The organism is Desulfonatronospira sp., from assembly GCA_003563255.1.
GTDB lineage: Bacteria > Desulfobacterota > Desulfovibrionia > Desulfovibrionales > Desulfonatronovibrionaceae > Desulfonatronospira.
The window spans coordinates 1-12,529 of sequence record PWSL01000472.1; the positions used below are offsets into that span (position 1 = coordinate 1).

The 12,529-nt window shown below is 52.7% G+C and carries 9 protein-coding genes; 1 reads left to right on the top strand and 8 read right to left on the bottom strand.

The window, feature by feature from the left end:
• From QZP87_RS13885 to purM, 8 genes are all read right to left on the bottom strand, one after another.
• Positions 1–428 (bottom strand): heterodisulfide reductase-related iron-sulfur binding cluster (locus QZP87_RS13885; RefSeq protein ID WP_291323519.1); only part of this gene is annotated, 428 nt, incomplete at its 3' end.
• Positions 425–985: a 4Fe-4S dicluster domain-containing protein gene (locus tag QZP87_RS13890; protein ID WP_291323520.1), complete on the bottom strand. Its 561-nt coding sequence runs from the start codon at positions 983–985 to the stop codon at positions 425–427. The genes QZP87_RS13890 and QZP87_RS13885, both read right to left, overlap by 4 nt.
• Before the next feature lie 360 nt (positions 986–1,345).
• Positions 1,346–2,527, bottom strand: coding sequence for an iron-containing alcohol dehydrogenase (locus QZP87_RS13895; RefSeq protein ID WP_291323521.1), 1,182 nt, complete (start codon positions 2,525–2,527; stop codon positions 1,346–1,348).
• A 396-nt stretch (positions 2,528–2,923) separates the two neighbouring features.
• Positions 2,924–4,273, bottom strand: coding sequence for a sigma-54 dependent transcriptional regulator (locus tag QZP87_RS13900; protein WP_291323522.1), 1,350 nt, complete (start codon positions 4,271–4,273; stop codon positions 2,924–2,926).
• 1 nt (position 4,274) lies between these two features.
• The gene (locus tag QZP87_RS13905; RefSeq protein WP_291323523.1) at positions 4,275–5,477 is read right to left on the bottom strand and encodes an ATP-binding protein; all 1,203 of its coding nucleotides are present in this window, start codon (positions 5,475–5,477) and stop codon (positions 4,275–4,277) included.
• Positions 5,477–6,628 carry an iron-containing alcohol dehydrogenase gene (locus QZP87_RS13910; protein WP_291323524.1) on the bottom strand — a complete coding sequence of 384 codons (1,152 nt, stop codon included), beginning with the start codon at positions 6,626–6,628 and terminating at the stop codon, positions 5,477–5,479. The genes QZP87_RS13905 and QZP87_RS13910 overlap by 1 nt, the downstream gene beginning before the upstream one ends.
• 185 nt (positions 6,629–6,813) lie before the next feature.
• Entirely contained in the window at positions 6,814–8,358 is a 1,545-nt protein-coding gene (locus QZP87_RS13915; protein WP_291323525.1) for a hypothetical protein, read from the bottom strand.
• Between the two features lie 482 nt (positions 8,359–8,840).
• Entirely contained in the window at positions 8,841–9,887 is a 1,047-nt protein-coding gene (gene purM, locus QZP87_RS13920; protein WP_291323526.1) for a phosphoribosylformylglycinamidine cyclo-ligase, read from the bottom strand.
• 1,002 nt (positions 9,888–10,889) lie between these two features.
• On the opposite strand from purM, the gene amrS reads away from it, so the two are divergent.
• Positions 10,890–11,921, top strand: a complete 1,032-nt coding sequence (gene amrS / locus QZP87_RS13925; RefSeq protein ID WP_291323527.1) for an AmmeMemoRadiSam system radical SAM enzyme — start codon at positions 10,890–10,892, stop codon at positions 11,919–11,921.
• The last annotated feature ends 608 nt before the right edge of the window (positions 11,922–12,529 follow it).

A 12,529-nucleotide genomic window follows, 5' to 3' on the forward strand; every position in this document is an offset into this window, starting at 1 on the left:
CCGCGCAGGGGTTTTTCCGGCAGCCGTTCTGCCAGTTCCTTTCCGCCCACTTCCTCGTCCAGGATCTGCAGGACAGATTTGACAGGCATGGTGCGCTGTACAGGCTTTTCCAGAAGGTTGTTCACCTTATGGCGAAACCCGCGGTCACTCAAACGATGCACAGTGCCTTTAAGATTGGAAAGACAGCTGGGACACGGAGTGATCATGGCCTCGGCCTCCATCTCCTCTGCCAGGGCCAGGTTGCGCCCGGACAGGGCCGATGAAAGCAGATGGTCCACTGTGTGAGCCGGGGTGGAACCGCAACAGCTCCAGTCGTCAATATCCATAAGATTTATCCCCAGGGCTTTGCACACGGCCCTGGTGGATTTGTCGTACTCCATGGATGTTCCCAGACCGGAGCACCCCGGGTAGTAGGCGAAATTTCTCATTTATGCGCCTCCTCCCTGAAGCGTTTGAATATCCGGGCAACCTTGTCCCGGCCCTCTATCTTATGGGGTCTTATGGACAGCTTGCCCTTGGGAAGCATCTTTGGGGCCAGGTCCACGTCGGTCCAGACCCGGCCGGTCCTGGTTATGTATCTGGTCAAAAGCCCCATCTCAAAGACCCGGCCGTGTTTTTCCACCGAATCCAGAAAGCTGTCCCAGAATTTCTTGACTTTCTGCTCGGATACATATCCTTCCCGCCTGGCCATATGGCGCAGCACGTCCATGATGGTGGCCACGTCGATCTCATTGGGACACCTGGTGGTGCAGGATTCGCAGGTGGCGCAGAGCCAGATGGACCTTGAAGAAAGAATCTTCTGTTTCTGACCGGCCTGCAAAAGGCGCATGATCTGGCTAACCGAAATATCGTACACAAATGTGTACGGGCACCCGGCGGTACAGTTGCCGCACTGATAGCACAGACGCACGTTCTGTCCGCTTTCCTCCTCCACCCTGGCGATGAATTCGTTATCGCTGGAGGTATGAATATCAACAACTTCCATGATTTCTCCCGGCAAATGATGATTAACCTGATTCCTTATCACTACTGCGACACTTTGTGTAAATATCGCCTCGGCCACCGGGGACAGGCACCAACCCGCACTTATTTTTCTGAAGGATGATTGACATGTTTAAAAAATAAGTGCGGGGAGAGCCAGTCCCCGTGCCATATGCAAAGCGCTGAACATATACGTCGCTGTAGTGTTATTGTGCTCTCAGGTGGTTATGTGAACAGGTACGTTGCAGGATAATGCCTGAGCAGGCTGGTGTCCAGCTTCACAAAACCACATAAGATCACAAAAAATAAATCCAGGCAACCCGGCCTTTGGGGGCCGGACTGCCTGGAACAGGTGAAGAGGCAATTACAGGGCGGCCTCGAAAATAGCGGCCACGTCCTGGTCTGTGGGGCAGCGGGGGTTTGTGAATCCGCAGGCGTCTTTCTGAGCGTTGGCGGTCATGGTCTTGATGTCCTCTTTCTTGACATCTTTGCCGTAACGTTTGCCAAGCTCGATGAGACCAGAGGGAATGCCTACGTCAGCTGAAAGCTTCCTGATACCTTCCAGGGCCTTTTCAGCGGCCTCACGGGGTCCCAGTCCTTCGATGCTTTCGCCCATGAGCTCGGCCATCTTGATGAAGCGGTCCATCTTGGCGATGAGGTTGAATTTTTCAACATGGGGCAGCAAAATTGCGTTGCACTCGCCGTGGGGCAGGTCATAGAAGCCGCCCAGCTGGTGAGCCATGGCGTGTACGTGACCCAGGCTTGCGTTGTTGAAGGCCATGCCGGCCAGGTACTGGGCGTAGCACATGCCTTCGCGGGCTTCAACGTCCTGGCCGTTGGCCACTGCGGGGCGCAGGTGCTGGAAGATAAGGCTGATGGCCTTTTCGGCGCAGGCATCGGTCATGGGAGTAGCGATTATGGATACATAGGCCTCGACAGCGTGGGTCAGGGCATCCATGCCGGTGGCTGCGGTCAGCGCCGGGGGCATACCCATCATGAGCAGGGGGTCGTCCACTGCTACGCCGGGGGTTACGCGCCAGTCAACAATGGCCATCTTCACCTTGCGGGAAGTGTCGGTGATGATGCAGAAGCGGGTCATCTCGGAAGCGGTTCCGGCTGTGGTATTTACAGCTACGTAGGGCAGAAAGGGCTTGTCGGACTTGTCGATGCCCTCGAAGTCGTGGATCTTGCCGCCGTTTGAGACCACCAGGCCGATTCCTTTTCCGCAGTCATGGGAGCTTCCGCCGCCCAGGGTGATGACGCTGTCGCAATTGTTTTTCTTGAATACCTCAACACCGTCGTGGACGTTGTTGTCAGTGGGGTTGGGAATGGTATCGTCGTAAACCACGCATTCCATGCCATCGGCCTTGAGCAGGCTGGTGACCTGCTCGGTGATGCCGGCGGCGGTGATGCCCTTGTCTGCTACCACCAGGGGCTTTTTGCCGCCCAGGGCCTTTATCTTTGCGGGGACTTCCTTGTGGGCACCCAGGCCGATAAGGGTAACGCTGGGGATAAAAAAACCATAAACCTGTTCACGTACTGCCATAATAAACACCATCCTTTGGGTAAAAAAATTAAATAAATAAAAAACGCTGCACCTGCTTCAAACAGCAGCTATTGATCTTTATATCAGCAACATGCATGCCACAAAAACAATCAAGTTATTTCAGGTAGTTAGGCTGGAGAAGCCTGTGAAGAGTGGTGCTTTTGAAGGACGGTGACAGGACAGGCAGCGCCAAAAAGCCTGTACAAGGGGATGGCTCAGGAAAAAAACCAGTTATTTCAAAGCGTTTATCTTTAGTGATATTTTGATACGCTGAAACATGCCTTTTGGGTCAAAAAGATACAGTTTTAAGGTCACATGTTCTGGAAGAACTGCCCGCTAATTCCGTTGCAAGCCGGTTGCAGTTACAGCACTTCAACCATGGGCTAAACAGACACCTTACTCCAACTGATACTCTTTCATCTTGCGGTAAAGGGTCTTCCTTCCTATTCCCATGGCCTTGGAGGCCTGCTGGCGATTGCCCTGGAAGTAGCTCAGCACCCTGGATATATGATTTTTTTCCGCCAGGCGCAGGGAAAAGACACTCTGGCGGCCGTCATGCTCATGAGCGGCCAGGGTCTTTTCCACCAGTTCCCTGGGCAGGGACCTTTCGGTGATGTTGCCCTGTTCAGCCAGGATCATGCTGCGCTCCAGCACGTTTCGAAGCTCGCGCACATTGCCGGGCCAGGAGTAGTTCATCAGGCAGTTCATAGCCTTGTCCGTTACCCGGTAGTCTGTGGTGGAAGTGTTCAGACTGGCCAGAAAATGCTCCACCAGCAGGGGGATGTCTTCCAGGCGGTTCCGCAGTGGAGGGGTCTCGATATTAAAAACGTTTATGCGGTGCAGAAGGGCTTCCTGAAACCTGCCCTCTTCCACCTCGGTATGCAGATTACGGCTGGTGGCGAAAATAAAACGGACATCTATGCTGCGCTCTTCTTTTTCTCCAACCCGGCGACAGGTCCTGTTTTCCAGGACCCTCAACAGGGACGCCTGTACTTCCAGGGGTAGTTCTCCTATCTCGTCCAGGAAAAGAGTGCCCTTGTGGGCATAGGCCATGAGCCCTTCGCTGGATTCGGTGGCCCCGGTGAAAGAGCCCTTGACATGTCCAAAAAGCTCGGTGCGGGCCAGCTCTTTCACCAGGGAGGCGCAGTTTTTCACGATATAGGGCTTGTCCGCACGCTGACTGCCGTGGTGAATGGCCTGGGCCGCCACATCCTTGCCCACCCCGCTTTCTCCGGTAAGCAGTACCGGCACCTCGGTGGGGGCGACTTTGTCTAAGAGATAGCGGACCTGCTTTATACTTTCAGAGGCCCCTACCATCCTGTGCGTCCGGTTGTTACCGGAGTAAAGGCGGTAACTGCGGTTTTCACGCTGCATGCAGGCCCTCTGCCAGGCCCTCTCGATGACCAGTTCCAGCTTGTCCAGGTTGAAGGGCTTGGTAATGTAGTCATAGGCCCCCAGTTTCATGGCCCTGACTGCATTGTCAATATTTCCGTGGCCGGTGATCAGGATGATCTCCACGTCCTGCATACGCTCCTTGAACTCCGAATAAAGGTCCAGGCCGTCGGCATCCGGCAGGCAAATATCTAAAATGACAACATCGAACACGTTTTTCCGGATGAGCTGGCGGGCATGGGAGGCGGAGGAGGCAGTGGAGATGCTTCTTTCCGGTGTGGAGAACTCCTTTTTGAAAAGGGTCAGAATGGACTGCTCATCGTCCACTACCAGCACTGAATACTGCTTGGTCATATCACTCTACAGCGGTGTTTAAAGGAAGACATACCGTAAACCTGGAGCCTTTGCCCGGCTCACTGGTCACTGATATCTCTCCCCCGTGACTTTCGACGATATTATAACAGGAGGCCAGGCCGATGCCAATGCCTCTGCCCACTGGCTTGGTGGTAAAAAAGGGCTCAAACAGCTTGTCCATCTTGTCCAGGGCAATGCCGCAGCCGTCATCCTCCACGCACAGGCAGACCTCGTGCTCATGCGCATGGTCCGATGTCCTGATGGTGATCAGCCCCTTATCCTGGATGGCATCCTGGGCGTTCACCAGCAGGTTGAGTATCACCTGTTTGAGCTGCGATTCGTCGGCATTGATCAGGGGCAGCTTGTCCTGCAGATCCAGTTTGATCTTGAGCCCTCTTCGCTTGCGCAGGTTATGATCCACCAGGCGCAGGGTTTCTTTTACCACCCGGTTCAGATTGATGGGGGAAAAAGAAAAATGTTTAGGGCGGCTGAAGGTCAGGAGGGTCTGGATAATCTTCTGACAGCGCTGGCATTCCTTGAGGATGATATCTGTGTACTCGCGGAAATCCTGGGCCAGTTCTGGATCAACAGCTTTTTCAATACGCGGCAGACGCCGGCGCAGGCCCTCGGCGAAACCGTTTATGGCAGCCATGGGGTTGTTGACTTCATGGGCCACCCCTGCGGCCAGCATGCCTATGGTGGCCATTTTTTCCACCTGGTAGTACTTGGCCTGGTATTCCTTTTCCAGGGTCACGTCACGCTTGAATATAAGAACCCGGTTTTCTTCCCATTCCTTGTTTTTCAGAGGAGAAGCCACCATTTCAAACTGCAGGTTGCGGCCTCCCAGCTTGAATATGGCTGTATCCCGGCACACGGAATCGGTGGCCATGGAACGGAAAGCCGGGCATTCCGGGCAGGGATGGTCCTCGCCGCGAAACAGCCGGTAGCAGAATTTGCCCTCGGGCCGGGGTTCGTCAAAAAACTCATGAAAAACATGATTGACGGATATTATGCGCAGATTCTCCGAAAGCACCATCATGATATCGGTGATGCCGTCCAGAATGGCTGCGATTTCTCTTCGGCGCTCCTCGGATTTTTTATTGGCCTCTTTGAGTTCTTCGACCTTCTGGCGCAGCTCCTGAAAAAAACCCAGTTTGCTGTGTTCGATGCCCACAAGATCATTTAGATCAGGAGCCTTCTGCATCACCAGGCCTCCTCGCATATGCCGAGCAGTTCTTCCCATCCGGCCTTACGCGGGTTGGTCAGCATGCAGGCGTCATGCACCGCCATTTTGCAGATCTGTTCCAGCCTGGATGCATCCGGGACAATGTCGCGCAGGTGTACCGGAATACCAAGTCCTGCAAAGAGCTCTTCCAGCCTGGATATGCCCTCCTGCCCCTGGTCGCTGGAACAGGAGCTGCAGGAGCCCTGCACGATGCGCCCGATTATGCACATCTTTTCCGGACAGGCAGGCAGGTTGTAGCGCATGACCGCAGGCAGCACAATGGGGTGCACCAGTCCGTGCAGGGTATCAAAAATCCCTCCCAGGGAATGGGCCAGGGCATGCCCGATGCCCAGGCCGGCATTGCTGAAGGACATGCCTGCAGCAGTACTGGCTATGGAAAGCTGCTCCATTGATTCGCAGCTCCGGGTCTCCAGGGCTGTCTGCAGGTTTGCCGAAATAAGCTCTATGGCCTTGACGGCCTGGCTTTCAGTGAATGGGGAAGCCAGGGGGGAGACGTAAGACTCAATGGCATGGGCCAGGGCATCCACGGCCGAAGCCACCACCATCTCGTCAGTCTTGGTCATGAGCAGCTCCGGGTCGATAATGGACACATTGGGAACCAGGGAACGGCTGATGATGGACATCTTGACCTGGCGGTGCACGTCGGTGATGATGCAGAACTGGGAGATATCCGATCCGCTGCCGGCATTGGAAGGTATGAATATCATAGGGGGCAGAGGCCGCATTATTTTGTTGGCCCCCTCATAGTCCCCGATTTTGCCTCCATTGCCCACTATGGTAGCGATACCTTTGGCGGTGTCCATGGGACTTCCCCCTCCAAGGGATATTATGACATCAGCCTTTTCACTGAGGTAGAGATCTGCTCCCTGGTGCACCTGGTAGTCCCTGGGGTTGGAATCCACCTGATCAAAGAACACATAATCCAGATTGTCATCCCTGAGTATTTCCTGGACATGCTCCGCCCAGCCGGACTGAATGAGCCCCTGGTCCGTGACCAGAAACGCCCTGTTGGCTCCCAGGCGCATGGCGCACTGGCCCACATAGCGCAGACTGCCGTGCCCGAAAATGATTTCAGGAATGGCGAATTTAGTGACTCTGTTTTCAGACATTGATATCAGCTTCTGTGGTGAAAGGACTTGCCGGCGGCTTCTCAACACTACAGCTAAACTTATTTATTGTCCTCCGGGGACTGGCTCTTGTGCCGCCGAATTTTTGGGGACAGGTTATATTTTATTAGTTTCGCTGTAGTTTTGGGCCGGTCTTCATTACTGAACTGATATTATACAATCCAGAGCTATACTGCAAGCATGGAATAAAATACTCCCAGAAGTCCTATCAAAGCCAGTAGATAAACCGGTTTGCTGGGCATGGCTCCATCTCTTTCCATGGCCCTGCCGAACATGAAAAACACCAGGGGGTGCACCAGGAAGGGCATGGAAAAGATAAACGGAATCATCAAAGACGCCTCTACCCCGAACATGCCTTCCTGAGTGGCTGCAAAAAGTCCGAAATGGGATATGCCCGAAGAAACAGCCATGGCGGTAAAATCCAGGGACATGCCGGCCAGGCTTAACAGGACAAAGCCACCGAAGACTGCACAAAGTTGCCAGCCAAAGGCAAACTGCATCAACCCCTTGACCTCCCTGGTGTCTTCGCCCTGGGCAGTGCTCATCGTCCTGAGAGAAAGAACCGTCAGTACAACTCCCGCTAGTACTATCAGTAAAGAAGGCACAAGCATGAGCCTGCCCTGCTGTGCACTCATGGCCAGTACTGAAAAGACGAATATATGTCCGAAAAACGGCACATTGATCATGATAGGGGCGCGGTAGGCTGCGGTCTTACCCAGGTCTCCAGCGGTACATGCGCCGGTTAGACCCGAATGTGAAAGCCCTCCAGCCATTCCCGGAGCCAGGTTGCGGGCCATGTTGGTCTTGCCGAAGACCATGAGCAGGGCTATGCCTCCAAACATCCAGAACATTTGCCCGAAAAAGCCGTAAGCCAGGACAGCATTCATGCCGGTAATGGAGAAGGCCTCTTCTATGCGTGACCCGCCTATCATGAAGTTGGCAGCCAGCACCACCGGGATACCTGCAAAAAGAAGCGCCCTGATGGTCGGCCCGAATTGCCAGCGATACATCAGTGCTCCCAGGCCGGCGGCAATGATCATGGCAAAGAAAATCTGGGGCAGGGCTATCAGAGGCTGGATCCACATGGCAATGGAATAGGAACCGACAAGGACCCCCAGGAGAGCGGCGATCTCCACCAGACCCATTTTGATATAGCGCCTCTTATTGGTTACCTGGGCTTTGTGATCTATGAGAATAACGGCTCCCACCAGTCCAAGGTAGGCAATGACAGGATAAAACCGGCTGAGATCTCCTGCTCCAAGGCCCAGTATAAGCCGGTAAAGGGCTTCTATGCCCACCAGCAGAAAGAAAGCCCGGACTATAAAGATCAGGTGTGTCCTGCCGGTCCCCAGCACGGTCTCCTCGGTTGAGGGTACCACCATGTCATCGGGCTTGAGCTTGATTCCTCCAAGGATTTTTCGAAGTTCCTGTCCACCCACGAAGAATGCCACAGTCAAAGCCACTATGGTGGTACGGCTTATAAGATCGATGAGGGAAAACTGCGGCAATCCAGGGGTACTTACCCCGCTGGCCACCAGGACGTAGCCCATGGTCAGGCCGAAAACAACGATGATCAGTATGGGCGAATAGCGGGTACCGGCCACTGCTGTCCTGGCCACCAGGACCATGGGTATAAGCAGAAACAGGGAAAGAAAGAACTGGTTAAGCATCTGCAGATTGGCGATCTGGTCAACTAGATGGGTGGTATCCATTTTAGACCTCTCATTATTATCACTACAGCTAAACTTATTTATTGTCCTCCGGGGACTGGCTCTTTTGCAGCCGAATTATTGGAGCAATTCCAAGTCGTCAACCGGCGCAAGTGCCTGTCCGCAATTGAGACAGGTAATAATTTTTTAGAGGTTTCGCTGTAGTGTTCACTGTTTAGACTTATTCCTGAGACCATGTTATAAAAACAAGAACCGCGCTGATCAAGCTGACTACGCGAATCCTGCGAAGCGTTTGGCAGGACAGATAGCAGGACGTGGCAGGCGAAATTTTCAGAGTACAGGGCTTCAGCGATTGGCGGCTTTTTCACTTGGGACGCGTGCACAGCCCGCCTTAGGAAGGCAGGGGGCAGGCACCTTAAACCTCTTTCTGAAGGAAGGTTGACGGCTTTTAAAAATAAGTACCGGGCGCTTGAACATACGGGCGATAATCCCATACATACCGGTCTTGAAACTGCAGCAAGACGTCAGAATTCTACGATGATGTTTTCGCTGTCCCTGGGGATTTCTATTATACGCCCAATTTCCCAAGCCGGACAGCCCATGCCCTTGAGCCTTGAACAGACCTCTTCGCTGTTTTTCCGGGATACCACCAGCACATAACCAATACCGCAGTTGAATATCTGCAGCATATCCTCCCACATGATCTCTCCCTGGTCCTTGACCCAGTGCATAACTGCCGGAATCTCCCAGGTACCGAATTTTATCCTGGCTCCCAGCCCGCGATGCAACATCCTGGGAATATTGTCGTAAAAACCTCCTCCTGTAATATGCGCCATGCCGTTGATTTTGATATCGCGCATCAGTCCCTTGACCTCGGCAGTGTAAATCCTGGCAGGCTCCAGAAGAACGTCCCGGACCTCTCTGGATGTACCCGGAAGAATATCGCTGCCCTCAAGGCCCGATTGGGACAAAATCTTGCGAACCAGTGAATAACCATTGGAATGCAGCCCGCTGGAAGCCAGACCTATTACAGCATCATCAGGCCTGATCTCGCCCCCGTCAACAATCCTGGAGTCATCCACAACCCCAACACAGAATCCTGACAAATCGTATTCGCCGGGCGGGTAAAAGTCAGGCATTTCAGCAGTCTCTCCTCCCAGTAGTGCACAGCCTGCCTGAATACAGCCCCTGGCCACCCCTTTCACAATTTCTTCTGCCTGCCTGGTCTCCAGTTTGCCTGTAGCCAGGTAATCCAGAAAAAAAAGCGGCCTTGCCCCCTGCACCAGTACATCATTGACCGACATGGCCACAAGGTCTATGCCTATGGTATCATGTCGATCGAACAAAAAGGCCAGTTTCAGCTTGGTCCCCACTCCGTCAGCAGAAGCAACCAGCACAGGCTCGTTCAGCTCATTCATATCAAGCTTGAAAAGACCGCCAAAGCCTCCAATATCGGTTATGACACCCTTAATACGGGTCCTGGCCACGATATTTTTAATGCTGTCCACAAACCGGCCGGCCTTCTCTGTGTCAACTCCAGCCTGCAGATAAGCTTCTCCCCTACTGGTCATGATCTCTCCCTAATGCTTGAAAAAGCTGTGTTGGTCTCCGGGAATCAACCCGGATTCGGCCATTTCTATAACACTACAGCGACACTTTGTGTAAAAATCGCCTCGGCCACCGGGGACAGGCACCCCAGCACTTATATTTCATTAATGATCTTCACATCAGCTAAAAATAAGTGCCGGGAGAGCCAGTCCCCGTGCCATATGCAAATTGCTGAACTGTTTCTATATACTAGTGTTTTTTCTCTTCAATCTCAAGCTTTTTAATAAACCCCGTCATGATTTTTGAACAAATCACTGAAACTGCAGGGTATGTTAAACATTAACACTTCAGCGCTTTGCATGTGGCCGGCTTCCTGCCACGCCTCCGGTTCGTAAACTCTCCAGACTTCCCAGTTGACGTACCCCTGAGACCCTGTCACAAAAAACATGAAATAATTCGAACAGCTAACTGTTGAACGCTTTTAAGGAAAGCCGGGGACAGGCACTCCGGGACCCACTTGAGCATGGTTTTTATGCTAAAAAAGCCTAAAATTTCAGGACAAGTGGGTCCCGGAAGAGCCTGTCCCCCTCCGGGCTGTATGCCTCCGGGCAGGAAGCCATGCGACATGCAAAGCGCTAAACAGATACTAAAAACGTAATAAAACCAGAGTGTTGTACGAGGACTTTTGACTGTTCAGAAAACAGATACGAAAAAAAATCATCAGTCTCCTTGAAAACAACAAAAATGAACCTATTATTCTACTTGACAGTCAAAAGCTCTCCAACAACGTTTTGTGTTTACTGAAAATTTCCAGGATTATCAATGTCTGGAACATTATCAGCTTTAACCAGCATGATTTTATAATATTGACCTTGCACCCGTTTAAACACCGCCTCCAGTTGTACGAGAACTTTTAACTGTCTGGATGGGATAAGCAATAAGACATTCACATCGGCTGAAATACGCCTTGGTTCCATCATCCCGGGCATGACCGGGATTCACCAATCAACCTGGAGGTTTTTATTATGCAAAGCCCCAAGCCGGCCGTCCTGTGGAAACCATTGAAAGAAAATCAGATCCAGTGCCAGGCGTGCAGTCAGTTCTGTCTGATAGAGCAGGGAGAAAGAGGTATATGCGGGGTGCGCAGAAATACCCAGGGGCAGCTGTTCACCCTGGTGGGGGATAACGTGGCCGCCCTGAACGTTGATCCCGTTGAAAAAAAACCCCTCTTTCATTTCATGCCAGGCAGCACGACCCTGTCCCTGGGAACCATGGGCTGCAACTTCTCCTGCAGCTTTTGCCAGAACTATACCCTGTCCCAGCCCCCCAAAGAGCATCAGTTCAGGGAAGGCCAGCCCATAACCCCGGAACAGCTGGTAAATACCGCCCGGGAATACCGGGCAGGAAGTATTTCCTATACCTACTCTGAACCCACGGTTTTCATTGAGCTGGTTCTGGAAACCGCACGCAGGGCCAAAGACAGAAAACTGAAAAACATTATTGTCAGCAACGGCTTTCAAAGCCCGGACTGCCTGAAGGAAATGAATGGAGTCATTGATGCCGCCAACATCGACCTCAAGGCTTTTACCGAGACCTTTTACAGGGATCAGTGCAGGGCCAGACTCAAGCCGGTGCTGGACAACCTGGTGAAAATCAGGGAAATGGGCTGGTGGCTGGAGGTCACTACTCTGGTTATTCCCGGACTCAACGATTCCATCCGGGAAATTGAAAGCATTGCCGGGTTTATCGGGAAAAACCTTGGAGCGCACACCCCATGGCATATCTCAAGGTTTCACCCCACTTTCAATCTCACCGACAGGCAGGCCACCCCGGTAGAGACCATTGAAATGGCCTGGCAGGCGGGGAAAAAGGCCGGCCTGGAATATGTCTATACCGGCAATATTCCGGGACACGACGGTGAAAACACCTGTTGCCCCGGGTGTGGGGAGGTTGTTGTCTCCAGGCTGGGATTCCAGCTACGCGGGGTAAGGCTTGACAAGGGAGCCTGCGCCGCCTGCGGCAGGGCAATAGCCGGATACAGGATGTCCGGGGATTAACCCTGCAACGACACTTATTTGTGCCTCAAGGGGACTGGCACATGGCCAGGTGACTGTCCCCTGCTATGTACTGTCTGTGCAGGTTCACATAACAAATTAAGTTTCGCTGTAGTGCTAACTCTTTGATTTTACAGACTACAGACTACCACTACAGCGAAACTTATAAACTTTTCAACCTGTCCAAGGCGGGCTATGCCCGCAACCCAAAAAATAAAGAAACCTGAACCGCCCGTTCGAAGACTCACTCAAGACGCAAAGGTCGCAAAGGAAGGCAGCCTTGTCCAAAACCGTGTCCCGGTTTTGGACAATAGATCTGCTTCGTGTCTTTAACTTTGCGTACTTAGCGGCTGGCCTGCCACGCGCTTCGCGTGGTTCAAATTTTCTTGTTTTGTATGACAGGGTTTCAGGAGCAAGTCACTAGGCTTTTTCCGCGACCTTGCACGGAAAAAGTGGCCCCTTCGGGGCAAAAGAGACTGCCTTTATTGTTCCTACGCTCTGCGTGGGAACATCTTCCGGACGCTCCGCGTCCACCAATGGTGCCTGTCCCTGCAAACATGTTTTTTAAGAAGCGGCTGGAGCCGCAAGAACTAAATGTTCCCAGGCTGGAG